Raw genomic sequence first — 25,997 nt, forward strand, 5'->3', positions numbered from 1 at the left:
TGAACGGCTCTAGTTTCCGTTCGGCAGTGGGCCGGTGGAGTCGCGGACTACGAGGCGGCATGGCTGGCGGATGATTCCGCTGGCTGTGCCGCCGTCGAGGGCGGCGAACAGGTGCGTGACAGCGGTCGCGCCCAGTTGCTCGAGGTTGAGGTCCACCGTGGTCAGCGGCGGGCGGCAGTCAGCCGCGAGAGCCTCCCAGTTGTCGTACCCGACGATGGCGACGTCATCCGGGATCCGCCGGCCCTGCTCCCGCAGGAGTTGGGCGGCACCGACCGCGATCTGGTCGTTGCCGCAGAAGATCGCATCGATCTCCGGATGGGCGGTGATGAGCATGCTGGTGGCGTGCCATCCCCAGCGCTGGGACCACTCGCCGTACTGCGGTTCACCGACGAGCCGCAGCCCGGCTTCGGCCAGCACTGCCTCCAGTCCGACAACCCGATCACGGGCCGCTCGATACGTGTGTGGGCCGGTGATGTGGGCGATGTGCCGGCGACGTAAGGCGACCAGATGCTCCATCGCGAGCCGTCCACCGCCCTCGTCGTCAGCGAGGACGGACAAGTCCTCCGGGGCGGTCGACTGGCCGTAGACGTAGACAACAGGCACGGGGATGTCCCGGGTGAGGGACGGCCGGAGGTCGTTGCTGTCGCCAACGATGATGAATCCGTCGACCTGCCGGGACAGCAGGGTGCGGATGTAGTGCTGGCGACGGATCGCGTCTCCGCGCGCGTCGCAGAGCAGCACCGACAGCTGCTCGCTGGCAAGCGCGTTCTCGGCGCCCAGCAGGATCGGCATGGAGAAGCGGCCGGCGAGTTCGTCGGTGAGCAGGCCGATGGTGCCGGTGCGCCCGGAGATCAGGCTGCGAGCCAGCACGTTGGGCAGGAACGACAGTTGGTTGGCGGCCTGCATGACCCGCAGACGGGTGCCGGGGGCAACCTCCTTCTTGCCGTTGAGTGCTTTGGACGCAGTTGCTACCGAAACCCCCGCCAGGCGAGCGACATGGGTCAGTGTCACCGCCTGCGATCGGTGTCTCCCCACAGGCTTCCTTTCAGTTTCCCTTTCGGCAGAGTCGACGCATCAGGCGCATCTGTCAAGACGTTGCGCCACCAGGCGCTGTTTTCGTCATTCACCACCGCGCACCTCTTGCCGAAAACGTTTTCGGTCATCACCGTTGCTTTCACCAGTCCGCCAGGAGGTGTTGGATGACCGCGACGACGCAGACGCCGGACTCGACGGCCGGTGCGCCGGTCGTTCCCTCGAACGGCGTCCTCCGGCCGCTCGGGTCGGGGGAAGTGCGCCTCACCGAAGGCTTCTGGGCGCGGCGCCAGCAGGTCAACCGCACCGCGACTCTTCCGCACGCGCTGCGCTGGATGCGCAAACTGGGCTGGATCGACAACTTCAGCCAGGCTGCCGAGGACCGCCGCGGAGTGGACCGGCGGGGTCGCGAGTTCTCCGACTCCGAGGTGTACAAGCTGATCGAGGCGATGAGCTGGGAAGCCGGCCGGACCCGAGGCGAAGACCTGGCCCGAGAGATCGACCTCCTGGCGAAGACCGTCGCGGGAGCACAGGACCGCGACGGCTACCTGCACACGGCCTTCGGTGGTCCTCGGCAGCGTCCCCGCTACAGCGATCTGGCGTGGGGACATGAGCTCTACTGCATGGGTTTCCTGATCCAGGCAGCCGTTGCCGGCGCTCGGACCGGGCAGGCCGCCGCGCTGTTGCCGGCCGCCCGGTCCGCGGCCGACCACATCTGCGAGGCTTTCGGTCCGCGGGGAAACCCCGGGATCTGCGGCCACCCCGAGATCGAGCTCGCGCTGGTGGAGCTGGCGCGCGTCACTGGCTCCCAACGCTATCTGGATCAGGCGGCGCTCTTCCTCGAGCGGCGTGGACGGCGTTCGCTGCCACTGGACCACTTCGGCTCGGCCTACTTCAGCGACGACATCCCGGTACGGGAGGCGACCGTCTTCCGCGGCCACGCGGTACGCGCTCTGTACTTGGCCTGTGGAGCCGTGGACGTCGCGGTCGAGACCGGTGACGCGGAACTGTTGCAGACCGTGGCCGGCCAGTTCGACCGAACGCTCGCCAGCCGCACCTACCTCACCGGTGGAATGGGCTCGCATCATGCCGACGAGTCGTTCGGCGACGACTTCGTACTGCCTGCCGATCGAGCCTATTCGGAGACGTGCGCCGGCGTGGCAGCGGCGATGCTGGCTTGGCGATTGCTGTTGGCCACCGGCGAGGACCGCTACGCCGAGGTGATCGAGCGGGTCCTCTTCAACGTCGTGGCCACGGCGATCTCCGACGACGGTCAGTCGTTCTTCTACGCCAACACGTTGCATCAGCGCACGCTGCCCCGGACGGCGCCGACCGAGTCCGAGGAGCTGACCGTCGGAGGCGGACAACGGGCGGCATGGCGAGAGGTGTCCTGCTGCCTGCCCAACATTGCGCGCCTGCTGGCCGGCCTGAACAGCTGGGTTGCCACCGTCGACGACGCCGGCCTACGTATCCATCAGTACGCCGGCGCCGATATCGACACCCGGCTTGCGGACGGGCGCCGCGTGGCTGTCCGGATGAGCACCAACTATCCCGATGACGGCGTGGTCCAGATCCGGGTCACCAAGACGGCGCCCGGGCCCTGGCGGCTGAAGTTGCGCCGGCCTAGCTGGGCACCGCTGGTCAACGTCACCGTCAACGGCGAGCCCTCTCCGTCCGCCAGTCTGTATCGCGAGTTCGCCACCGGCGATCTGATCACCCTCGAGCTGCCGATGAAACCGCGCTTCACCTATCCCGACCCGCGGATCGACGCGATCCGGGGGTGTGTCGCGGTGGAGCTCGGCCCCTTGGTGCTCTGCGCGGAGTCGCCGGGTGGCGAGCTGGACCTGAACACCGTCACGGTCGATCCGGCGACCGAACCAGGGGTGGCGGGCGGCTTGAGCGTCTCCGGCTCCGCGATGAACCCGACGGACGAGCCATGGCCTTACCCCGTTGCCACCCCGGCACCAGCGAGGGCACCGATCCGCATCCCGCTGACGCCATACCACCGTTGGGCCCGAAGCGGGCCTTCGATCATGCGGGTCTGGCTGCCTGCACAGGAAACCCGACCGCCGATGGATCAAGGAGTCGAGCAGTGATACCCAAAGCATGGGCAGTCGCGGCGGCAGGCTGGCTGTTGGTGGCCTCCACCGCCGGCTGCGGCGGGTCGGACGACCCTTCCGAAGTAGCGGGCACCGCGGGTGTCGACGACGGGACCACGCTGACGTTGTGGACCCGAGCGGCGACCGAGTCGGTGTCCAAGGCGTTCGCCGACGCGTACAACGCGACCCACCAGAACAAGGTCCAGGTCACCGCCTACCCGAACGAGGAGTACCCGGCGAAGCTCGCCTCGGCCGCCGGCGCGAAGGCACTGCCGGACCTGTTCGCTGCCGACGTCGTGTTCGCACCGCAGTACGCCTCACAAGGTCTGTGGGCCGACGTCACCGACCGGTTCAAGTCCAGCGGATACCAGGAGAAGGTCTCCCCCGGCCATGTCCGCGCGGGCACTTGGGAAGACAAGAGCTACGCCGTCCCCCACACCGTCGACCTGTCGGTGATGCTCTACAACATCGACCTGTACAAGAAGGCGGGACTGGATCCTGACAAGCCGCCCAAGACCCTGTCCGAGTTTGCCGAGCACGCCCGCAAGATCGACGCGCTGGGTGGCGGTGTCAACGGGACGTACTTCGGCGGCAACTGCGGCGGCTGCGTCGAGTTCACCTTCTGGCCGTCGGTCTGGGCCGCCGGTGGCGACGTACTGGATGCCGAAGGCACCAAGGCGACGGTCGACTCCCAGCAGATGACGGACGTCTTCGCCCTGTACCGGAAACTGTACGAGGAGGGCGTGGCCGCGCCGGCGTCCAGGGACGAAGCCGGCCCGACCTGGCTCGGCGCTCTGCAGAGCGGGAAGGTCGGCATCGCGCCCGGTCCGTCCGTCTGGCTCGGACTGATCGAGGAGAAGGGCGTCAAGATGGGCGTCGCCCCGATTCCCGGTATCGACGGCGGCGAGTCCACCTTCATCGGAGGCGACTCGATCGGCATCGGCGCGACCAGCGGCAAGCAGGCACAGGCCTGGGACTTCCTGGCCTGGACCCTCTCGGACGACGCGCAGGGCGAGGTCGTCGCCAAGAACAAGGGCGTGCCGGTCCGCACCGATCTGGCTGCCAACAAGTACTCGAAGGAAGCACCGCGCCTGGTAACCATCAACAGCCTGGTGGCCAAGGGCAGAACGCCCTATGCCAAGAACTTCAACGCCTCCTTCAACGACCCCCAGAGCCCCTGGCTGCAAACGGTGCGCGGCGCGCTGTTCGGCGACGCCGGCACCAGCTTGCGCAGCGGCAACAGCGCCATCACCAAGTCGCTTCAGCAGGGCTGACAGCCACCCCAGAACCGGCAAGGAGGCAGTGAGGATGTCGGTAACGAGCCCGCCCCGGCGCGTCCTGACCCCACCGCATCACCTCAACTCGCAGCGCCAGACAAATCGATCGCCCGGCCGAGCAAGGCGGCGCCGGAGTTGGGCCGGCGCCGCCTATGCCAGTCCGACCGCGGTCATCGTCGTACTGCTCTTCCTCACCCCGCTGGTGCTGATCGGCTGGATGTCCCTGCACCGCTGGCCGCTGCTCGGTACGCCGACGTTCAACGCGCCGGACAACTATGCGCGGATCAGCGACAACGCCCTGGTCAGCCAGGCGGCGTGGTTCACCCTGAAGTACACCCTCGTCCTGACGGTGCTCTTGTTCACCGTCTCGTTCGGACTCGCTCTGCTCGTGCAGCGCCGGCGGCGCGGAGTCGGTCTCCTGCGTACGGCGATCATGCTGCCGATGGCAGTCGGCTTCGCCAGTGCCTCCCTGCTGTTTCTCGGCCTGCTCAGCGACGAGATCGGCCTGGTGAATCAGCTGCTGCGCTGGCTCGGCGTCGTCGACGGCTACATCTCCTGGACCTCAGGTAGCCCAACCTCGGCGCTGACGTCTGCCGTTGTGCTGGTGTTGTGGCGGTTCGCCGGATTCAACATGCTGATCCTGCTGACCGGACTGCAGGCGATCCCGCTCGAGCTGTACGAAGCCGCTCGCATCGATGGCGCCAACAGGTGGCAGACCTTCAGCCTCATCACGCTGCCGCTGATGCGTCCCACCATCGCACTGGTGCTGACCGTGATGACCACCGGTTCCCTACTGGCGTTCGACCAGTTCTGGATTCTCACCCGGGGCGGGCCGGACAACAGCACCACCTCGCTGGTGATGGCCATCTATCGGGAGGCGTTCATCCGGCTGGATCTCGGCTCCGCGGCCGCCATCTCGGTGGCGCTCCTCGTGGTCCTGGTCGCGGTCAACGTCATCCAGCTCGGCGTCCTGCGCCGCCGTACCCACTGAGGAGGCAGGCCGATGAGCATGAAGCGGGAATGGGGCTTCGGTATCACGGCCGCCGCGCTGGCGATCCTGTTCCTGTCGCCGCTGGTGTGGAGCGGCTGGGCCTCGCTCCGCACCGGCAGCGGCTTCGGGTTGGTGAACTACACGCGGCTGTTCACCTCCGACAACGGGGTCCGTCCGCAGCACGTACTCAACAGCGTGACAGTCAGTGCGCTCACGGTCGGCGGCACACTGTTCGTCTCCACCCTGGGTGGCTATGCGTTCGGCCGGTTCCGGTTCCCGGGACGCGATCTGCTGTTCCTGCTGACCTTGGCGATCCTGATGGTGCCCTACGCAACCATCTTGATCGGTCTCTACGTGTTGCTCGGCTGGCTGGGCCTGGAGAACTCCTTGCTGGGTCTGAGCCTGGTGCTGATCATGTTCCAGTTGCCGTTCAGCGTGTTCATGATGCGCAACTCGTTCGAGGCGGTACCACGGGAGCTGGAGGAGTCCGCGCAGATCGACGGCTGCGGGACCATCCGGACCCTGATCTGGATCATGCTGCCCGCGGTGCGCCCAGGCGTGGTCACCGTCGGGCTGTTCGCCTTCCTGGTCTCGTGGGGCGAGTTCTTCGCCCCGCTGATCCTGCTCAACTCGACCGACAAGTTCACCACGGTCCTGGCCGTGGTGAACCTGCGAACCGCCAGTCACGGTTCCATCGACTACGCCGCGCTGGAAGCCGGCGTCGTCTTCATGGCCGTCCCCTGCCTCGTGCTGTTCGCCGTCATGCAACGCAACTATGTCCGGGGTTTCAGCTCCGGAGCACTGAAGGGGTGAGGCACCACATGAGACACTCAACAGGCCGTCTCCGCTGCGCGGTGGCGCTCGGTCTCTCGGCTGTCCTGGTCACCGGCGCTGCTGTCTCCGGTACTGCCGCCGCCAAAACGTCAGCCGACCTGCAGGCCGCCGCCGAGCACATCGGCTACCCGAGTTTCGGCGGACCGGCGATTCCGCAGCCACCGGTCGGCTACAGCACCGGCAACATGATGCGGTCCATCTACGACGCCGAGAGCTCCGGCACCGACTTCTGGATGGACCGGCTCCTCGCGCGGCCGGGCAACGACCCGGCGGGCACGTGGCTGATGACCCGCGGCCGCGCGCTGTTCATGAAGACGCACACGCCGTCGGTGATCGGCTTCGGCGGCCACGTGGCGTACTGGGAGAGCATCAACGACCAGAACGCGTATGCCATCTCGATCTCCGGTGGCACCTGGACCGAGCAGCCGAGCCAACGCTGGCAGGCCCCCAGCCACTGGAAGAGCGTGCACACCAACGGATCGCTGCGGGCGAACGTCTCGAAGTTCATCACCCACAACAACGTCGCGGTCACCAACGTGACCCTGACCAACGGCGGCAGCGGCTCGGCCACGCTCGACCTGCGGGCGACCTCCCCCTACGCCACCTCGGGCAGCGGAAGCGAGCTCACCGGCCAGGTCAACGCCTACAACGGCCTGACCACGCTCTCTCCGCGACTGTCCGGCGACGGCTTCGCCGTGTCGAGCGGAGGACTGAACCGCTCGGTCACGCTGGCTGCCGGCCAGTCGGTGACGGTCAAGGTGCAACTGGGCTTCATCACCAAGGAGATCCCCGAGTCGCAAAGCGAGTACACCGCGTACCGCGGCCAGACGCCGTCCGCCGCGTTCAGCACCCACGTCCGCGAGTACAACAAGTGGTGGGCCGACAACGTGCCTTACATGGATGTCCCGGTGGCGGCGATCAAGAAGAACATCTACTACCGCTGGTGGTTGATGCGCTACAACCACCTGGACGCCGACATCCCGGGACAGACCTTCCAGTTCCCGACGTCGATGGAAGGTGTGCTGGGCTACAACAACGCCATCGTGCTGACCCAGCCGATGCACATCGACGACCTCAAGTACCTGCGCAACCCGACCTGGTCCTACGGCCCGTGGCTGTCGGTGGGCCAGGTGTCGCGCAACGGCCGGTTCATGGACAACCCCGGAGATCCGGAGAACTGGTCCAACAGCTACACGCAGTACGTCGCCGAGGCGGCCTGGAAGAGCTACCAGATCCATGGTGGGCAACCTGGCATCGCCGGCAACCTGGCGCACTACGCCGAGCGGGACATCAAGGGTCAGTTGTCGTCCTTCGACAGCAACAACAACAAGATTCTCGAGTACGACTGGGGCGCGATGACCGGCAACGACGCCGACGCCGTCTCCTTCCACTGGCGTCCGGGCCGGATGGACCGGGCCGAGGGTGCGTACCAGTACAGCGGTGCCCGGGCGGCAGCCCAGGCGTACTCGGCGCTCGGCAACACGGCCAAGGCCGGCGAGATGAACACCCTGGCCGATCAGATCGGCACCTCGCTGACCAACGTGCTGTGGAACCCGAGCCGGCGGCTGCTCGAGCATCGCTACCCCGACGGAGCCTTCAACCCCTGGAAGGAGATCAACAACTACTACCCGTTCGCGGTCGGCGCCATCCCGAACACGGCGCAGTACAAGGAGGCGCTCCGGCTGTACGCCGACGCCGCGGAGTACCCGATCTTCCCGTTCTACACCGCCAACCAGCGTGACAAGGCCGCCTCCGGTACGGGGAGCAACAACTTCTCGACCATCAACTCCACGGTCCAGTTCCGGCTCCTGTCGTCGGTACTGCGCAACTATCCGAACCAGTGGATCAACACCGAGTGGTACAAGAAGTTGTTGTACTGGAACGCCTGGGCGCAGTACATCGACGGCAACGCGCAATGGCCGGACGCGAACGAGTTCTGGGCCGACTGGAACGGCTCGTCGATCACCTACCGGTCCTGGATCCACCACAACATTCTCGGCTCGTCCAACTTCACCATCGTGGAGGATGTGGCCGGCCTGCGACCGCGCAACGACGCCCAGGTCGAGCTGTCCCCGATCAACATCGGCTGGTCGCACTTCGCCGTCAACAACCTGCGGTACCGCAACAGCGACCTGAGCATCGTCTGGGACGACCCCGCTGACGGCGTCGTTCGCTATCCCGGTGTCCCCGAGGGGTACTCGATCTTCGTTAACGGCGTACGCCGGGCGACCATCAACCAACTGGCGCCGCTGACCTACAACCCGGCCACCGGCGCGGTGAGTACCAGCGCCCAGGTGCTCTACAACAGTGCCGCGCCGACGATGCAGGCACCACTGCAGGTACGGCACACCGAGCCGCGGATGGTGGACATGCTGGCCAAAGCCGGCGTCGACCTGACGGCGGAGCTGACCAACCTCGCGCCGACGGGCACCGCCTCGGCGTCGCACACTGGCTCGGGCACCAGCATCGCGGCCGCGCGCGACGGCTTCCCCATCAACGAGCCGTTCTGGGGTGCCGGTGGATCGCCGAACAGCCAGGACTGGTACGAGATCAACTTCGGTACGGCGAGAACGTTCAACGAGGTGTGGCTGCACTTCCGGGACAGCAGGCCGCAGAACGGTACCTATCGAGCACCGTCGTCGTACCAGATCCAGTACTGGGACGGCTCGGCCTGGGTGACGGTCACCAACCAGGTCAAGTCGCCTGCCGAGCCACAGGGCAACCTCAACAAGGTGCAGTTCACCGCGGTGACGGCGCAACGGGTGCGGATGCTGGCAACCAACGCCGGCGGAGCCAAGGTCGGCCTCACCGAGCTGAAGGTGTTCAACCGCGGCGGCGTACAGCCGCCGTCCAACGTTGCCTTGTCGGCGACGGCGTCCTGCTCGTACACGTCGGCGTGGGAAAGCTGCGCCGCGATCAACAACGGCGACGAGCCGGCAAGCTCCAACATCGGCGCCCCCAACCAAGGCAACCGCTGGGGCACCTGGCCGGAGACCGGTCAGCAATGGGCCGAACTCACCTGGCCCGCGGCCCAGGACATCAGCCGCGCACAGGTGTACTTCTTCGACGACGGTCAAGGCATCGACCTGCCTTCGACCTGGAAGCTCCAGTACTGGAACGGCACGACCTACGCCGACGTCCCCGGAGCAAGCGGCTATCCGGTAACGCCCAACCAGTACAACACCGTCACCTTCACCGGCGTCAACACCACGCGACTCAGAGCAGTCCTGCAAAGCAACGGCACGAACTCCGTCGGCCTCCTCGAAATCAAAGCCTTCAAGTCATGAGAAGACGCCAGTTCCTCGCTCTCGGTGGTCTTGCTGCGCTGGCCGCCTGCGACAGCGAATCACCGGGCAGCGAGGCCCACCTCGAGTTCATGTACTGGGGCTCGACCTTCGAGCAGAAGGCCGTCGAGAAGATGCTGACGGCCTTCGAGCAGAAGAACCCGGGCGTCAAGGTCGAGCCCCGCTTCACCGCCGACGAGTACGACGTCAAACTCCAGACGCTGGTCGCGAGCGGCGCCGTACCCGATGTCGGTTACGTACCGATGGCGATGTCGTTCCGCCTGGCCGGGCAGGGAAAGCTGGTCAATCTCTACCCGTACCTGGAGAAGTACCCGCAACTCAAGGGCTATCTGCCGGACGCCTATCTGTGGCACGGTCGGGACAAGCTGCACGGCGTAGCGACGGCCAACGAGATCGAGCTGTTGTGGTACAGCAAGTCCGCAATCGCGGAGGCCGGTATCGAGCCGCCGCCGGCCGAGGCCGCCAAGGCCTGGAGCTGGGACGACCTGGTGAGCAACGCGTACAAGCTCACCGTCGACCAGAACGGCAAGCATCCGGACGAGTCCGGCTTTGATCCCAAGCGGGTCAGGCAGTTCGGCATCTCCACCAGCATCACCTACGCCGCAGCCTGGTACGGATTCCTGCGCAGCAACGGCGCGGACTTCGCCGACGCGAAAGGCACGAGGTGCCTGCTGGACACACCGGAAGCGGTCGAGGTCTTCCAGAACTTGCAGGACCTCATCTACAAGCACCGGGTGGCGCCCGGGCCGGGCCAGTTGGCGGCGACCGGCGACGACGTGCCCGGGACGAATGTGCTGATCAAGACCAAACGCGTGGCGATGGTCGTCGATGGTCACTGGAGCCTGCTCGACATGCACCAGGCCAAGGTGGACTACGGCATCGGCGTGCTGCCCAAGTACGACAAGCCCTACACGACCAGCCAGGTCGCGGGCGCCTCGGCGGTCTTCGCGGGCAGCAAACACGTGGAGGAAGCGATCGAGCTGTTCGCCTTCCACATCGATCCGCAGTACGTGGACCTCTATCAGCAGGGCCTCTGGATGCCGCAGGAGCGCAAGTACTACGAGGACCAGGCGGCGATCGACTCCTGGACCAAGAACGACGTCCACCAGCCAGAGTTCCGCACCGCCGTCGTCGACTATGCCCGCGACCACAGCGTTCCGGACCTGCGGGTGCGGCTGAAGAACCTGTCGGCGATCGCCAGTGACGCACTGACCCCGGCACTCCAGGAGATCGAGACCGGGAAGCGGCGCGCCGGCGAGGTTCTCAAGGCGGTCACCCCGAAGATCACCCGGCTGATGCAGGGCTGGCACCACAACCAGGAGTTGTGACGCCATGCGCCGCGGGTCGGGTCAGCAGCGGGTGGAGCAGCGATGGGGCGTGCTCCTGGCTGTGCCGGCGGTCCTCGGCTTCCTGATCTTCACGGCCGGCCCGATGATCGCTTCGCTCGGCTTCAGCCTGACCGACTGGCAGATCGGCGGCACGCCGTCCTTCGCCGGCGCGGGCAACTACCGGGCACTGCTGGACGACGAGCTGTTCTGGAAGTCGTTGAGCGTGACGACCTACTACACGCTCGGCGCGGTCCCGCTGATGCTGATCGTCGCCCTCGCGGTGGCGATGCTGCTCAATCAGCGGGTCCGCGGGCTGCCGGTCTGGCGGACGATCTTCTACCTGCCGACGCTGGTACCGGCGATCGCCAACGTGGTGCTGTGGATCTGGATCTTCAACCCCGACTTCGGGCTGCTCAACTCGCTGCTGCGCCAGGGCGGGCTGCCGACCGGGATGTGGATCTACGCGGAGAACACCGCCATTCCCTCGCTGATCGTGATGAGCACCTGGGGCTTCGGCAACACGATGGTCATCTTCCTGGCCGGGTTGCAGGGCGTTCCGCGACATCTGTACGAAGCGGTGTCCGTGGACGGAGCCGGTCCGTTGCGGCGGTTCTGGCACATCACCCTGCCGATGCTCACACCGACGATCTTCTACAACCTCGTGGTCGGCGTCATCGGCACGTTCCAGGTCTTCAACCAGGCCTATGTGATGACGGAGGGAGGCCCCAACAACGCAACGCTGTTCTACGTCTACTACCTGTTCCGCAAGGCCTTCTCCGAGGGCGAGATGGGATACGCGAGTGCCCTTGCCTGGGTGCTGTTCATGATCATCGTGTTCGTCACCTTCCTGCTGTTCCGCAACGCTCGCCGCTGGGTGTACTACGAGATGGCGGACGCCCGATGAAGGGCCGGCCACTGCTCTATCTGGCGCTGGCCGCCGGCGCGGTGCCGACCCTGCTGCCTTTCGTGTGGCTGGTCCGCAGCGCGTTGATGCAGGACAGCCAGATGTTCATCGCGCCGCCGGAATGGATCCCCGATCCGTTCCAGTGGTCCAACTTCACCGAGGCACTCACGGCCCAGCCCTTCGGACGCTACTTCGTCAACACCGTCGTCATCGCCGTGATCAGTGTCCTCGGCACCGTGCTCACCTGTTCGATCGCCGCGTTCAGCTTCTCCCGGCTGCGCTGGCGCGGTCGCAACGTCGTCTTCGCGGTCCTGCTCAGCAGCGTCATGCTGCCCTACGCGGTCACCCTGATCCCGACCTTCGTGATGTGGCAGGAACTCGGCGCGCTGAACACCATCGCGCCGCTGACCGTGCCCAGCTGGTTCGCCGGCGCGGGCGGCGGAGTGTTCAACGTCTTCCTGTTACGGCAGTTCTTCCTGACCATTCCGTTCGAACTCGACGAGGCGGCCTACACCGACGGCGCCTCCCCCTGGCGGGTGTTCTGGACGATCATCCTGCCGCTGTCCAAACCCGCCCTCATCGTCGTCACCATCTTCACCTTCATCGGCACCTGGAACGACTTCCTCGGGCCGCTGCTGTATCTCAACGACGAGGAGAAGTACACGCTTTCCCTCGGTCTCGCCTCCTTCCAGAGCATCTACATCACGCAGTGGGGATACCTGATGGCCGCGTCGGCCGCTGTCATCACCCCGATCGTCGCGCTGTTCTTCTTCCTGCAGCGCTACTTCATCGAAGGAGTCACACTCACCGGCATCAAGAACTGAGGTCGCACCATGAAACGAGTCATCACCGCCCTGGTCCTCGTCATCCTGGCTCCCTTTCTCTCCGTCAGCGCGCACGCCGCACCCACCGTGCAGGTCATCGACCGGTTCGGCCGGGTCATCAACGACTACGGCGTCAAGCTGGTCGACTGGGAGGGCTACCTGGCCAACCCGTACATCCAGCTGACCGTGGCCCCGCCGCCCGACGTCGCGTATCCCGTCACCATCGACCTCAAGGCGGAGGGCACCTCTCGCCTGATGATGGATCTGCCCAGCGAGCTGACGGCCAGCGGCGCCACCAAACGCCTGACCTTCGCCAACTCGTCGGAACGCAAGACCTTCAAACTGGCGATCCACTCCAAGCGCGGCGCCGGTACCGACGAACTGCACACCCTGCGGTTGACCACCCGGGCCGACAACGGCGCCACCCACACGCAGAGCATGCCCATCCGCGTGCAGCAGGACCAGAAGGCCGCGCTCGAGCCGAGCATCCCGATCGCCTTCGACTACCGCCACGACAACATCACCGGATACTTCGGCAACGCGGGAGTGCGGCAGGCCTCCGAGGAGGCGGTCAAGGACTGGTTCCGCTTCTTCGACCTCCAGCCGTTCGACACCGTGCCGGCCGGCGCCGACCCGATCCACCTACCGGGCAACGACTGGCAGAACGGCGTCACCGCCACCAACAACGCGGCGTACAACGGCATGTACGTGCACTTCCGGGGAATCCAGCGACCGTACTCCACCGGCTTCCCGTCCACCAACGGCCGCTACCACACCCGCAACGGGGTCCGAGTGCCCGGACCGATCCACCGGTCCATCGCGACCATCCTAGAGTACGACGAGGCCAGCAAAACTCTCTTCACCTCACTGGCGGACGAGGACTGGTACAAGACCGACATCGGCGGTTCCGTCCTGGACGTCCACGGCCTGATGATGCACGAGTTCGGTCACGGCGTCGCCTTCAGCAGCCAGTGGGACGGAATGCGCAACTACGTCGGCAACGGCGGAGCCAACGACCCCGAGGTGACCAACTACCAGGGCCGCGTGGTGCCGCTGGACAGCAGCTATCACGTTCCGGGCACGGAACCGTACTGGGACCGGCTCAGCGGGCAGAGCGGCGGATGGAGCCACTACTTCCCGACCCGCCGGTGGATGCTGACCAAGCTCGCCCTGCTGATCGCGGAGAACGCCGGCTGGACGCTGAACCGCAACCTGACCCCTTTCCTGAAGCCCGAGATCATCACCACGAACCTGCCGGCGGCCACCCCGGGCCAGGCCTACCAGCAGACCTTGAAGGCCAAGGGCGGCGTTCCGTTCTACGACTGGCGCGTCACCAACGGCTCGCTGCCGCCAGGACTGAGCCTCGACCGGTTCACCGGCGCGATCAGCGGTACGCCGAACACAGCCGGCAGCTACTCGTTCACCGTCGAGTTGCGCGACTACGACCCGCAGACCGCGCCGGTGACGCGGACCTTCCAACTCACCGTCGGCAGTGGAGGTGGCGGCAGCAACCTTGCCTTGACGGCAACGGCATCGTGTTCGTACACCTCGTCCTGGGAAAGCTGCGCTGCAATCAACAACGGCGACGAGCCGGCAAGCTCCAACATCGGCTCGCCCAACCAAGGCAACCGCTGGGGCACCTGGCCGGAGACCGGTCAGCAATGGGCCGAACTTACCTGGCCTGCCGCCCAGGACGTCAGCCGCGCACAGGTCTACTTCTTCGACGACGGTCAAGGTGTCGACCTGCCATCGTCGTGGAAACTCCAGTACTGGAACGGCACCGCGTACGTCGACGTACCCGGCGCGAGCGGCTATCCAGCAACAGCCAATCAGTACAACACCGTCACCTTCACCAGCGTGAACACCACCCGGCTCAGAGCAGTACTGCAGAGCACCGGAACCAGCTCGGTCGGCCTGCTCGAAGTCAAGGTGTGGCGCTTATGAGGCGACGTGAACTCAAACCCGGCCAGGCCCGCCGAAGAGGAGCTACGACCATGACAAAAGGTGTGTTGCGTCGAACCAAGCGGATGCTCGCCGTGGTATTCGCGGCCGCGATGATGCCCGTGCTCCACGGTGGATCGTCGTCGGCCCAGGCGACTGCGGCTACTTTCACCAGCACCGCCGTGAACGTTGCTGGCAGCAACTGTGCTGACATCCCGAACAGCAACCCGGACAACGGCACCCGGCTGATCCTCTGGTCCTGCAGCGGCGCGGCCAACCAGAGCTTCACTTTCACACCGGTCGCCGGCGCGGCCGGCCAGTACCAGATCCGTACCTTGACCGGCGGTAGCTGCCTCGACGTGCAAGGCGCAGCCACCACGGACGACGCGAGAATTCTCCAATGGACCTGCCACAACGGCAGCAACCAGAACTTCCGCCTGCAACCGGTGACCATCAGCGGAACCGACAAGACGTTCAACATCGTGGCGGTCCACTCCGGAAAGTGCGTCGCCCCACTCAGTGGCGCTACCGCCAACAGCACCGAGTTGGTGCAGGCGCCGTGCAGTACGGCAGGCGTCCGCGTGTGGCGGCTCCCCGGCCACATCGCCGACGGCGGCAGCGCGAACACCTACACCAACCCCATCAGGCCAAGGGGTCCCGACCCGCACCTGACCTTCCACAACGGGTACTACTACCTCGTCACGACCACGTGGAACTCGACCATCACGATGCGCCGCTCGCGCACGCTGGCGGGAATCGCCACCGCGCCGGACACGGTCGTGTACAACCTGAGCGGTCATCCCACCGCGTGCTGCAACATGTGGGCGCCCGAGCTCCATCTGCTCAATGGACCCAACGGCCCGCGGTGGTACCTCTACTTCACCGCCGGCCAGAACGTGCAGGACTTCCTGCCAACCCAGCGGATTCACGTCCTGGAGAGCGCGGGCACCGATCCGATGGGCCCGTACACCTTCAAGGCCTCCCTGCTGGATCCGGTCGCCAACAACACCTGGGAACTCGACGGCACCATCCTCGAGCTCAACGGTCGGCTCTACCTGCTGGGGACGTTCTACAACGGCTCACAGCCGAACTTCATCCGGCCGTTGAGCAACCCGTGGACGGCCAGCGGTACCCGTCGCATCCTGTCCACGCCGACACACAGTTGGGAGACCGTGGGCGGCGCGGTCAACGAAGGGGCCGTGGTGCTGAAGCGCAACGGGCAAACCTTCGTCGTCTTCTCGGCCAGCCACTGCTCGACCCCGGAGTACAAGCTCGGCCTGCTCACCTACAACGGCGGCGATCCGCTCAACTCCTCGTCGTGGGTCAAGAAGTCCACCCCGATCTTCTCCCGCAACGATGCCGCGGGTGTCTACGGCCCTGGTCATGGCAATTTCTTCAAGTCGCCCGACGGTACCGAGGACTGGATGACCTATCACGCCAATACCTCCACCGGCGGAGGCTGCGATATCAACCGCAGCACCCGGGCACAGAAGTTCACCTGGAACGCGGACGGCACACCGAACCTCGGCAGACCGGTCGCGGCCGGCACGGTACTCCCGGCACCTTCGGGCGAGCCTGCCTCCTGACATTTTCCGCAGCACTGACTCTTCTCTGGTAGCACGAACGCCCTCCATCGCCCCATGAAGGAGTAATCATGCAAAGGTTCCCAAGGCGTCGCCGGACCACCGGCCGAATCCTCGTTCTCCTCGGCCTACTGGCTTCACTGCTGGTACCGTTCCAGGCCGCCGCGGCGGTCGAGGCTGCCCATTCGCCGACGGCTGCTCCGCCCACTTGGAGTCCGCCTGCTCACCTGGTGCGGCCGCTCGACGAGGTGTGGCGGCATCAGGAGGCCACCTACGGCAACCTCTACGGCTTTCGCAACTACGGCTGGGATCAGATCATGGCCAACCGTGGCTACATCAACTACTGCGTCCGCTGGGACTCCAACGCACCGGTGACCGCCGCACTGCGGGACCGCGTGCACGCCACCTTGGCGAGGCAGTTCACGAAGTGGATGGATCTGATGGCCGGGCACAACAAGTGGCCCTACCAGCAAGTGCCGGTCAAGGTGGTCGGCTGGGCTGTCCGCAACCGGTCGACGTTGCAGTGGAACGACAACTCGGTCGACATCTACGTGAACGACATCCGCGAGGGCGCGCCGCAATGCGCACCCGCCTGCGGCCGCTTCTTCAACCAGAACGGCCAGTATCCCCAATGTCCGGGTGGGGTCGCCCGCCACTACGACATGTCCTTGTGGCTCACCGCGGGAATGAACGGCGGCGCCGGCGGCGACTGGGGCCAACGCATCGGCAGTGAGTACTACGTCAACAACCTCAACTCGGACAACATCCACATTCTCCTGCACGAAATGGGACACAGTTTCGGACTCGACGACTTCTATGACTGGACTCCCACCGGCCAATGCTGCTTCCTGATGAAGGCCGGGAGCGCCGCACACATCACCGAATTCGACGCCTGGATGTTCCGAGACTGGTGGCGCCACCTCAAGAACCGCTACGGCTACTGAGAACTAAGGGACTGGAGAATTCATGGACCCCAAAGACTCGAACTCGCCTTTGTTGCGTCGCCGGTCGCTGCTGGCCGCCGGCGCCTCGTTACCGGTGCTGGCGGTGACAGCACCTCCTGCTGCCGCGGCGACCCGGGTGGTCGTCGAACCGTCGATCGTGCAGCAGAAGATCCAGGGCTTCGGCGGGATGAACCACCCCGGCTGGATCCCTGACCTCACCGCCGAGCAGCGGGAGACGGCCTTCGGCAACGGCGCGGGGCAGCTGGGCTTCACCGTACTGCGCATCCCTGTCCCCGAGAACCGCGATGACTGGAGTCGCCAGGTCGCCACCGCCCGGCGTGCCAGCGAACTCGGAGCCAAGGTTTTCGCCTCGCCGTGGAACCCGCCGGCATCGATGACCGAGACCTTCTCCGGCGGAAAGCGGCTCCGCTACAACGCGTACGGCGCGTATGCCCAGCACCTGAACGACTTCGCCACCTTCATGCGCACCAACGGAACGACCCTGTACGGGATCTCGGTGCAGAACGAGCCGGACTACGCGCACGACTGGACGGCGTGGACGCCGGCCGAAATGGTCAGGTTCCTCCGGGAGAACGCCGGTGCGATCAACACCAGGGTGATCGCGCCCGAGTCGTTCCAGTACCGCAAGAACGCCTCCGACCCCATCCTGCAGGATCCCGCGGCGCTGGCGAACGTGGACATCCTCGGCGCTCACCTCTACGGCACCAGGTCCGCTGACCTCCCCTACCCACTCTTCCGCGAGAAGGGCGCCGGCAAGGAGCTGTGGATGACGGAGGTCTATCACCCGAACAGCAGTGACTCGGGCGACCTCTGGCCGCAGGCACTCGACGTGGGTGAACACATGCACCGCGCGTTGGTGGACGGCCGGTTCCAGACGTACGTGTGGTGGTACATCCGCCGCTCGTACGGCCCGATGCGCGAGGACGGGCGGATCAGCAAACGCGGTGCCAACATGGCCCACTTCTCGAAGTGGGTCCGGCCTGGATATTTCCGGATCACCGCGACCGCGAAGCCGGCGGCGAACGTCTTCATCACCGCGTTCAAGAACGGATCCCGGATCGTCATCGTCGCCGTCAACAAGAACTCGTCGGCGGTGACCCAGCCCTTCACCATCCGGGCCACCACGGCCGCGACGGTCTCGACCTGGGTGACGACCGCGAACCGGACGCTGGCCGCGGACTCGACCGTCACCATGGCGAACGGCTCCTTCGACACCCAGCTACCGGCGTACAGCATCAAAACCTTCGTCGCGGGTTGATCAGCAGCTCGCGGTGAGAGCGCCCGCCGTACCGCTCGGCTAGCGCTCTCACCGCACGCCGTTCGCGTACTACGCATCAGCGGTCAGGCGGTGTTGGTGCGGCCTACGTAGATGTTGCGGGCGCGGTAGTAGGTGTCTCCGGTCGGCCCTGAACTGCCGGAGGCACCTTCCATCTGGAGGTTGATGATGATGTTCATGGGCTTGCCGACGAAGTTCGAGCCGCGGTGCCGGCCGACCCACTGGCCGTCCAGGTAGTAGTGGATGTCGACGTCGGCCGCGTTCACCTTGGTGATCCACGCGCGGTACGTGTGCCAGCCGCCGGGATTCGACACCGGGACGATGGTGTTGTCCCAGCCGCCGTCGTACGTGTTGAACCAGTTGCGGCATCGCCCTTGTACTCCAGGATGTCGCTCTCGGGCGGCCAGCTGTTAGCGCCGGTCAGCCAGAACGCGGGCCAGGTACCGCGGGCGGACGGCGCCTGGAAGTCTCCCTTGACCTCCCACTCCGGAAACTGGTCGTTGACCGTCACCCGCAGCTTCGAGTGGATCGCGCCGGAGTGGTAGCGGATCGGCAGGTACGGGTCCTTGCTGCTGTTGCCTTCGTTCCAGTTGATCCGCGACGCCTTGAGCACCAGGACGCCACCCGACTGAAGGTAGACGTGGTTGTGATCGCTCGCGCTCGCGTACATCCGCGCGGTGCCGTTGTGGTCGGATCCCCACGGATACCGGTAGTTCCAGGTGGACTCGAGGGCCGAATAACCGGCGAACGTGTTCGTGCCGATCACCGTTTCCCACGCCTGGGCACGGGCGTGCGCGGGCCTGGTGCCAACAACTCCGGCACCAGCAATCGCAGCACCGGTGGCGAGCAGAAACCTCCGTCGATCGAACGTCATGGCATTCTCCAAGGGGGCGGGGGAAACGCTTTCCGTCCCGCAGAGTCTGACCTCGACCCTCCACCGAAGTCAACGGTAAGTAGCCACTCGACTGCACACCGTATGACCGATAACGGACACCTGACCGTGGGCGGGCACTAGATTGCGGTGCATGCGTACCGATGGACTGGTGTGGAGCGAGTTTGTGCTGGGGGCGCGGATCATTGACGCCTCCGAGCTCTCGGGAGGTCTGACCTCCACCATGCTCGCTCTGACCGACGCGACAGGGCGACGGTCTGTACTCCGGCTGATGACCAACGAACCCTGGAAAGCACACGGGTCAGCTCTCACCGAACGAGAAGCATCCGCCCTGCAGGAACTCGAAGACACGCCTGTACCGGCACCCGTGAGCCTGGGGTTGGACGCGGAAGGGCGGCATACCGGGGTCGCTGCCCACCTGATGTCGCGCCTGCCAGGCAACCCCGCGGCTGAGGTCGGCGAGGTCGATATGACTGCGATGGCAACGCTCCTGGCCGCCATCCACGAGGTCAAGCCGGCGAAACCCTTCCGCGCATACCAATCGTGGGCGTGGGAAGCAAAGTGGATCTTGCCCGCCTGGACGAAACACGCTGGTTCCTGGCAGCGCGCATTCGACGTACTCGCAGAAGAGCGGCCGTCGTACCAACCGACGTTCCTGCACCGCGACTACAGCCACCGAAACCTCCTGTGGAACGGTAGCGAAATCACCGGCGTTGTCGACTGGGTAGAAACCTCAACAGGCCCCGCCTGGCTGGACGCCGGCCACGCCGCAACGAACCTCGCCCTGGCATTCGGCCCCGACCCCGCCCGAACTTTCCTGCAACGCTACGCCGCACTGACCGGACGGACGATCGAGAAGTACTGGCTGGTGATGGACGCCGTCGGCTTCCTCCCACCACCGGGAAAGAAGCCCATGTTCGGATCACCCACAGAGCTGGACCGCCTCGACCACTGGCTACACGACCTAATGCGAGTCCCCTCCCCCACCTGATCGCAAAAGAACACCGGCCCCCACGCGTTCGCCGCACTCGCTCCTACGTCGCTCCTGCTCTGGGCCGCTCTGGTGCCGGATGGGCCAGTTCACATCTCGGCCGGCTCAGCGCAGCCTTGGGCGACGTCATGCGCACCCGCTGGCCCACCCTCCAGCCCCTCCCCTACCAACGCCCATAGGCCCTACACAATTGGGAGGCGAGCAACATGCGACCGGAGGATGAGGTGCAGGGAGCTGTGGGTGGCGAGGCCTCCTAGGGCGCTGAGGGCGCGGAAGGTCAGGGTGACATCCACGATCGTCGGTACGTCGAAGCGGACCCGGACGGCACCCTCCTGGCGTGGTTCGCCGGTCAGCTCGTGTGCCGGAAGGTCCAGGTCGACATCGGACACCGGGTCGGCCTCGATCACCAGCTGGCCTGTCACGTAGCCGGTGTTGACGATCGGGAAGTCGATCGTGTGCCACTCGCCGATGGCCAAGCTCCGCACGCGGCTCCCGGTCCGGGCGACGTTCACCCTTGCCTCCGGGTTGATCGTGACCGAGAGCGGTGCGGTGGTGTCGACCGGCGCGCAACAGCCCGCTGGTTCGCCGTGAACCATCAGTCCACCTCGCATTCGTCGCGCCGGACCAGATAGGTGGCTTGTGCAGCGTCGTACGCTTCCCGCGCCGCCGGTCGTTCGGTCTCGCGGATGAAGCCGGCCTTCGCCTTCCACAGCGCGTCGACCGAGTCGTGCAACCATTGCGCGCTGCGCCGCGACGCCCGGATCGGGCGGCCGGCGATCTCGACGAAGATCGGCTGGGTGTGGACGCTGCGCAGGATCCGCAGCGCGATCCAGGACGAACGCTCCAGGTCCACGTCGAACTCGATCGCGTGCTCGTTGCCGTCAGCAAGCAACTCCTGCGCACCGACCGGTACGCCGTTGACCAGGACCTCGACAAGCACCTTGCGGGACTGGCCGACACGCGACCGTTCGAGATGCCAGCCGACAGGTGCGGAGTACACCGGCCGGCCTGCCGCTGGCGGCGCTGGTGGCTGTTCGGGTAACCAGGCCGCGACCGTCGCGGTCACCCGGACCGGTCCCGGAGCGTCGGCTGCGTGCTCCCGGGCCGTGTCGGCGTCGACGGCGAAGTCGTAGACGTGGCTGCGACCGTCGCCGAAGTACGACGGGCCCTCCTTCAGCCCACCGAGCCACGCCTCCAAGGCCTGCTCACCTTGCGGTGCCTCAGGCAGCCGGACGTAGGTGCGCCCGACTCCCGGACCGTCGTCGTAGATGCAGGGATAGTCGGTCTCGCCGAGCATCAGAGTGCGGTAGCCCACGTTCAGCAGGTGGTACCAGATGTTGAGCTCGGCCGCGGGAGCGAACTCGGCACCGCACTGGAAGTCGGCGGCGCCGAGCGGAACATCGACGATGATCTCGTTGGAACCGATCGACTGGAATCCCGGGATGACGTAGTTCGGCAGCTCCTCGGTTCCGACCGCCAGGCGGCACCGCAGTGCGCGTACCCGACCAGGGCGTTCTGCGCGTGGCCCCAGCGCATGACCGGCAGGTTCCACGACGGCCAGTCCTCGATCAGCTGGGTGCCGGGGTAGTCCTGGTCGGTGAGGCCGAGCAGGATGACGTGACCGGAGTGGCTGGACGGGAAACCCGACACCTCGAGGTCGTACCGCAGCAGGCTCTGGCTGTCGCGGTCGGTGTCCTGCGGATCCCACGTCATGCCTTGGGCCTGCTGCATGGCGGGGTACTCCAGCTCGGCGCGTGGGCTGATGGACACGCCACTGAAGAACTGCTTCTGGTGGTAGTAACACGGTCCCCAGGTGAGCACGCTGCCCAGCCAGAGCCCTTCGCCGCGAACGTGCCGGATCATCGTCTCGGGCGTCACACCCTCCGACGGCACGCTGTAGTGCGAGCAGCCGCCGGCGTGGATGTGCGGGTCGCCCGAGTAGTAGCCACGCGCGGCCGGATCGGCCCAGCGATCCAGCTCGATCGTGACCGCATCGCTGCCGGCCGACAGCTCGACCTCGAGGCGGACCTCCCGGTACTCCGGTCCGCGACGGGCCGAGATCTCGTACTGACCGGCCGGGAGCGTGATGAACTCGCCGGTCGCCCGGTAGACGTGTTCGTGGAAGAACATGTCCGGCGCCAGCCGCATCGCCTTCGACGGGTACGCCCGCCGCTGGGAGTCCCGGACGGTCAGCGCAGCTACGGTACTGCTGCCGTCCGGCTCCCGTACGTCGAACCGGATGTCGCGAGCGGGCAGGCAATCGAAGTCGTACGTCGCGGCGTACTGACGGCTCGCGAATCCCATCCGCTGGCCGGCCTTCGCGACCGGGGGCCGGGTCAGGCTCTCCGTCTCCTCCTCCACCGCCAGCACGAACGTCAGCTCACCGCTGCGGCTGCCGCCATCGCGGCTGTACAGGCTGATGACCTTGTACTCGACGTCCAGGCCGGACACGTCGGTCGGGCCGGCGAGCTTCACCTGCAGCCAACTGCGCTCGATCCGCGGTACTACGGTCAACGTGTCGTGCAGCGTGATTCGCGCCGCGTGGCTGTGGTGGTCGATCAGCCCGAGCACATGATTCGACGGCGCCGACAAATCACCTAGCAGCCGATGCGGGTTCGCCACCCGGACCAGGAAGCTCCGCCACCCGTGCTGAACGAGTCGTGGCTCCGCAGCACCCGGCGTACCCGCAGTCAGCCCCTGCTCATCGATCTGCACATCGGCGAGGACATAGGGGCGTAGAAGTTCCTCAACCTTGGCGACCCTGACCGCGTCGGTCTGACTGTCATCGGCCAGCTTTGCCAGCTGGCTGGTCAGATCGTCGGGCAGCGGCTCACCGATGTCACGAAGTTTCTCAACGGCTCTCGTCGCGGACGCCAGCAGTGGCTGAAACACGAGACCTCCTCATCGTGGACCACCCCCGAGCCTAATAGCCCCAGCCACACCCGGCCCACGATTTTCGCCGCCGACCCCAGAGGTACGCGGCCCTGCCCGGCTCAGGTGAGGGCTTTGTCGCCGTGGGCGGCGATTGCTCCGGAGTTGAGGCGGTAGAACGTCGGGAAGCCTCCGACCTTGAAGGCGGCCGACACCGGGCCATTGCGCGGCTCGATGACGACCTGGGCCACCTCGCTCAGCTTCGCGAGGTGGGCCTTCGCGGAATCCTCGGGCTGAGCGGCCGAGGCATCGCCGACGACGACGGCGAGGACCCGGGTCCGGCCGCCGGGTGAGGTCTGCGCAGCCTTCAGAAACTTCGGCATTGCCTGCTGGCACTGACGGCAGCCCTGCGACAGAAAGCCGACGAGCACCAACTCCTGGCCGGAGACCTCGGCGCCGTCGAGCGTGGTCGCCCGGAAGTCCGGCGGCCGATGCCCAGCGGGAAGCATCGGCGCCTCCACCGAAGCCGGAGCCGAGGCGAGGGCCGAGCCCGGCGCCAGGGCCGAGCCCGGCGCCGGGGCGCTCGGCCGGCGGGCCAGGTCGTTGACGCGGCGGATGACGCCGAGCAGCAAGAGCAGGTTGACGAGGGAAACGGCAGTCAGGACGACAGTCATCGGTTGGCTCCCAGTGGTTGGTACAGCTCCACCAGGTCGTCGAATCTGATCACCAGCAGCGCGGCGGCGATCGCGATGGTTGCGGCGGGCAACAATTCGGCAATTGGCGGGGACGTGGCGGGGAACGCGAGCCCGAGGGCCGCGATCGAGAGCAGGACGGCGTTGCGGCCGAGGTGCCGGCGGCCGAGCGGCGTACCTCCTGGTCCGAAGCAGTGGCAGGGTGCGGTCTCGCCACGCCGGAGCGCGGCGGCGAGCGCGACGGTGAAGGCCGCGAGGAGGCCGAAAGCGAGCACGAAGCTGGCCGTGGGCTGGAACACGAGCAGTGCGATGACCGCGAGCTCCACCGCGGCAACCGCAGCGGACAGTGGGCGATCCCAGCGGGCGAAGCGGACAGGGACGAGACGGCGGGTGGCCTCGACGAAGTCGCCGGTTCCGCGGAGCTTGCCGGCCAGCGAGACGGCGAACACCACGCCGAGCAGGATGCGGAAGGTCAGGCCGGTGGATTCCATCAGGTCACCTCGGTTCGGGGGCGTCCCAGTAGCCGACGAGTTCGGCGTACGGGCGGGATCGGGTGATCAGCTCTTGGTGCGTGCCGAGCATCGGGGTCGTGCCGTCCAGCAGGAGGACGCGGTCGGCTCTCAGCGCGGAGCTCAGGCGGTGGGCGATGACCACCACGGTGCCGGGGCGGTGCCGGAACGCGTTCTCGGCTTGGGCTTCCCCGGCCGGGTGGAGGTGGCAGGTCGCTTCGTCGAGGACGACGACCTCGGCCGGCGAGAGCCAGCACCGGGCCAGCGCGATCTGCTGACGTTCGCCGGTACTGAGGTCACGTCCGGCGATGCCGTCGTACCCGCCGAGGCGGTCGACGACGGAGCGCAGGCCGATGGCGTCGACCGCCTTGTCGAGGTCGGCGTCTGTGGCGTGCCGGTGGAGGTAGGTGAGGTTCTCGCGCAGGGTGCCGGTGAAGACATACGACTCCTGGGGGACGAACGCGAAGGTACGCCGTACCTGTGCCGGCGGGATCGCGGCGAGCGGGGTGGCGCCGAGGTGAATGGTGCCGCGCTGCGGTTGGGTCAGGCCGACGAGCAGACCGGCCAGGGTCGACTTTCCGATGCCGCTCGGGCCGACGATGGCGAGATGGTCACCGTAGTTGAGATCGAGCTCGAAGCCGTCGACGACGGGGGCAGCGTGAGGCCCGTAGGCGAAGGTAAGACCGCGCACCCTGAGATCGAGAGCCATGCTGCTAGTCACCAGTTGCTCAGATGAGAGTTGGCTGGCGTTGGTCTCGGGTGGGAGCTGGCTGGCTGAGGTGAGGCGGTGGAGGGTGACGGCCAGGAGGATTCCGGAGCCTCCGAACGACTGGACGGCGGCGCGGAGCGCGGGCTGGAGGCCGGTGGTGATGTAGGTGACGGCGCCGAGCAGCTCGCCCATCGACAACCGGCCGGAGCGGATCAACCAGGGGCCTAGGGCAACTAACACGACGAGCGGGAGGTATCCACCGATCGCGGCCACCGCGGATCGCAAGGCGCTCGCCCGGGCAAGCGCTCGGGATGCCGCCGCCTGCGCTTCGATGACGTCGCCGATCTCGCCAAGCGCCCGCTCCTCAGCACCACAGGCCACCACGTCGCGCACCGCCCCCGCAGTCTCACTGACCGACGCCGCCAGCCGCTCCTCCGCAACCAACACGTCCTGCTGCCGCCCGACCAAGCCGACCAGCAACCGCCCCAGCACGAGGAACGCCAACAACACCGGCGTCACCACGATCACCGCAGCAACCGGAGCCAACCAGAACAACCCACCCACAGCCGCCAGTACTCCGAACCCCACCTGCTGCACCCCAAGCAGCAACCCAGCCGCACTGTCCCGCACCACCTCCACCTGCTTGGCCAATCGAGCAACGGTCCCCGCGTCCGCCCCGCGTCCACCGGCTGCGGCCTGCGCCAGCGTTCCTCGCACAACCTTGGTCACCAGCTCGTCTCGCAGGGGTTCGACGATCGCGCCCAAGCGCACCGGCACCCGGCGCGCGCCGAACGACCCCAGCATCACCGCGACGGCCCACGCCCCCAACCAAGCCAAGCCGATCGCCACACCGCCGCCCAGAAAGCCCCGATCCACGGCCAGCGCCACCAGACGTCCCGAGACCACCCCCGGCACCGCCGCCACCAGCGCAACCACCCCAAGCCGCGCCAACCGCCGAGGCTCCCGAGCAACAC

23 protein-coding genes are annotated in these 25,997 nt (G+C 66.5%); 13 read left to right on the forward strand and 10 right to left on the reverse strand.

The genetic code is table 11. From position 1 onward, the window contains the following. Window positions 1-9 precede the first annotated feature (9 nt). On the reverse strand, window positions 10-1,011 hold the full coding sequence (locus ACQPYM_RS23435) for a LacI family DNA-binding transcriptional regulator (RefSeq protein ID WP_433003537.1): 1,002 nt from the start codon (window positions 1,009-1,011) through the stop codon (window positions 10-12). Further along, a complete protein-coding gene (locus ACQPYM_RS23440; protein WP_433003540.1) occupies window positions 1,008-1,163 on the reverse strand; it encodes a hypothetical protein in 156 nt (51 codons plus the stop codon). The genes ACQPYM_RS23435 and ACQPYM_RS23440 overlap by 4 nt, the downstream gene beginning before the upstream one ends. A gap of 36 nt (window positions 1,164-1,199) precedes the next feature. Here ACQPYM_RS23440 and ACQPYM_RS23445 point away from each other — a divergent pair, with 36 nt between their 5' ends. The 12 genes from ACQPYM_RS23445 to ACQPYM_RS23500 all read left to right on the forward strand — a co-directional run bounded on the left by ACQPYM_RS23445 (window position 1,200) and on the right by ACQPYM_RS23500 (window position 18,341). Beyond that, complete coding sequence (locus tag ACQPYM_RS23445) at window positions 1,200-3,128, forward strand: glycoside hydrolase family 127 protein (RefSeq protein ID WP_433003543.1); 1,929 nt, start codon at window positions 1,200-1,202, stop codon at window positions 3,126-3,128. Then, window positions 3,125-4,405, forward strand: a complete 1,281-nt coding sequence (locus ACQPYM_RS23450) for an ABC transporter substrate-binding protein (RefSeq protein ID WP_433003546.1) — start codon at window positions 3,125-3,127, stop codon at window positions 4,403-4,405. The genes ACQPYM_RS23445 and ACQPYM_RS23450 overlap by 4 nt, the downstream gene beginning before the upstream one ends. 34 nt (window positions 4,406-4,439) lie before the next feature. Next, window positions 4,440-5,399, forward strand: coding sequence for a carbohydrate ABC transporter permease (locus ACQPYM_RS23455; RefSeq protein WP_433003549.1), 960 nt, complete (start codon window positions 4,440-4,442; stop codon window positions 5,397-5,399). Window positions 5,400-5,411: 12 nt separating this feature from the next. Next, the gene (locus ACQPYM_RS23460) at window positions 5,412-6,212 is read left to right on the forward strand and encodes a carbohydrate ABC transporter permease (RefSeq protein ID WP_433003552.1); all 801 of its coding nucleotides are present in this window, start codon (window positions 5,412-5,414) and stop codon (window positions 6,210-6,212) included. An 8-nt stretch (window positions 6,213-6,220) separates the two neighbouring features. Beyond that, a complete protein-coding gene (locus ACQPYM_RS23465; protein WP_433003555.1) occupies window positions 6,221-9,520 on the forward strand; it encodes a discoidin domain-containing protein in 3,300 nt (1,099 codons plus the stop codon). Beyond that, complete coding sequence (locus ACQPYM_RS23470) at window positions 9,517-10,866, forward strand: ABC transporter substrate-binding protein (RefSeq protein WP_433003558.1); 1,350 nt, start codon at window positions 9,517-9,519, stop codon at window positions 10,864-10,866. Before ACQPYM_RS23465 ends, ACQPYM_RS23470 begins: the two co-directional genes overlap by 4 nt. A gap of 4 nt (window positions 10,867-10,870) precedes the next feature. Further along, window positions 10,871-11,770 (forward strand): carbohydrate ABC transporter permease, encoded by a 900-nt coding sequence (locus ACQPYM_RS23475; RefSeq protein ID WP_433003561.1) that lies wholly within the window; start codon window positions 10,871-10,873, stop codon window positions 11,768-11,770. Beyond that, window positions 11,767-12,594, forward strand: coding sequence for a carbohydrate ABC transporter permease (locus tag ACQPYM_RS23480; protein WP_433003564.1), 828 nt, complete (start codon window positions 11,767-11,769; stop codon window positions 12,592-12,594). The genes ACQPYM_RS23475 and ACQPYM_RS23480 overlap by 4 nt, the downstream gene beginning before the upstream one ends. A 9-nt stretch (window positions 12,595-12,603) precedes the next feature. Then, window positions 12,604-14,538: an Ig domain-containing protein gene (locus ACQPYM_RS23485; protein ID WP_433003567.1), complete on the forward strand. Its 1,935-nt coding sequence runs from the start codon at window positions 12,604-12,606 to the stop codon at window positions 14,536-14,538. Window positions 14,539-14,588: 50 nt separating this feature from the next. Next, a complete protein-coding gene (locus ACQPYM_RS23490) occupies window positions 14,589-16,121 on the forward strand; it encodes a family 43 glycosylhydrolase (protein ID WP_433003570.1) in 1,533 nt (510 codons plus the stop codon). A gap of 68 nt (window positions 16,122-16,189) precedes the next feature. Next, entirely contained in the window at window positions 16,190-17,062 is an 873-nt protein-coding gene (locus tag ACQPYM_RS23495) for a hypothetical protein (protein WP_433003573.1), read from the forward strand. A 22-nt stretch (window positions 17,063-17,084) separates the two neighbouring features. Next, window positions 17,085-18,341, forward strand: coding sequence for a glucuronoxylanase (locus tag ACQPYM_RS23500; protein ID WP_433003576.1), 1,257 nt, complete (start codon window positions 17,085-17,087; stop codon window positions 18,339-18,341). 83 nt (window positions 18,342-18,424) lie between these two features. Here ACQPYM_RS23500 and ACQPYM_RS23505 read toward each other — a convergent pair whose 3' ends face one another. Beyond that, window positions 18,425-18,673, reverse strand: a complete 249-nt coding sequence (locus tag ACQPYM_RS23505; protein ID WP_433003579.1) for a hypothetical protein — start codon at window positions 18,671-18,673, stop codon at window positions 18,425-18,427. Beyond that, entirely contained in the window at window positions 18,622-19,233 is a 612-nt protein-coding gene (locus ACQPYM_RS23510) for a hypothetical protein (protein ID WP_433003581.1), read from the reverse strand. The genes ACQPYM_RS23505 and ACQPYM_RS23510 overlap by 52 nt, the downstream gene beginning before the upstream one ends. A gap of 151 nt (window positions 19,234-19,384) precedes the next feature. Here ACQPYM_RS23510 and ACQPYM_RS23515 point away from each other — a divergent pair, with 151 nt between their 5' ends. After that, window positions 19,385-20,242 carry an aminoglycoside phosphotransferase family protein gene (locus ACQPYM_RS23515; RefSeq protein WP_433003584.1) on the forward strand — a complete coding sequence of 286 codons (858 nt, stop codon included), beginning with the start codon at window positions 19,385-19,387 and terminating at the stop codon, window positions 20,240-20,242. A gap of 182 nt (window positions 20,243-20,424) precedes the next feature. On the opposite strand, the gene ACQPYM_RS23520 is transcribed toward ACQPYM_RS23515, so the two are convergent. The 6 genes from ACQPYM_RS23520 to ACQPYM_RS23545 all read right to left on the reverse strand — a co-directional run bounded on the left by ACQPYM_RS23520 (window position 20,425) and on the right by ACQPYM_RS23545 (window position 25,974). Beyond that, the gene (locus ACQPYM_RS23520; RefSeq protein WP_433003586.1) at window positions 20,425-20,838 is read right to left on the reverse strand and encodes a hypothetical protein; all 414 of its coding nucleotides are present in this window, start codon (window positions 20,836-20,838) and stop codon (window positions 20,425-20,427) included. Then, entirely contained in the window at window positions 20,838-21,557 is a 720-nt protein-coding gene (locus tag ACQPYM_RS23525; RefSeq protein ID WP_433003589.1) for a CehA/McbA family metallohydrolase, read from the reverse strand. Before ACQPYM_RS23525 ends, ACQPYM_RS23520 begins: the two co-directional genes overlap by 1 nt. A gap of 2 nt (window positions 21,558-21,559) precedes the next feature. Further along, the gene (locus ACQPYM_RS23530) at window positions 21,560-23,134 is read right to left on the reverse strand and encodes a hypothetical protein (RefSeq protein WP_433003592.1); all 1,575 of its coding nucleotides are present in this window, start codon (window positions 23,132-23,134) and stop codon (window positions 21,560-21,562) included. Between the two features lie 101 nt (window positions 23,135-23,235). Then, on the reverse strand, window positions 23,236-23,787 hold the full coding sequence (locus ACQPYM_RS23535) for a hypothetical protein (protein ID WP_433003595.1): 552 nt from the start codon (window positions 23,785-23,787) through the stop codon (window positions 23,236-23,238). After that, window positions 23,784-24,296 (reverse strand): MauE/DoxX family redox-associated membrane protein, encoded by a 513-nt coding sequence (locus tag ACQPYM_RS23540; RefSeq protein ID WP_433003598.1) that lies wholly within the window; start codon window positions 24,294-24,296, stop codon window positions 23,784-23,786. Before ACQPYM_RS23540 ends, ACQPYM_RS23535 begins: the two co-directional genes overlap by 4 nt. 4 nt (window positions 24,297-24,300) lie before the next feature. Beyond that, window positions 24,301-25,974 carry an ATP-binding cassette domain-containing protein gene (locus ACQPYM_RS23545; protein WP_433003601.1) on the reverse strand — a complete coding sequence of 558 codons (1,674 nt, stop codon included), beginning with the start codon at window positions 25,972-25,974 and terminating at the stop codon, window positions 24,301-24,303. Window positions 25,975-25,997 lie beyond the last annotated feature (23 nt).

The organism is Kribbella sp. CA-294648 (genome assembly GCF_050943845.1).
Lineage (GTDB): Bacteria > Actinomycetota > Actinomycetes > Propionibacteriales > Kribbellaceae > Kribbella.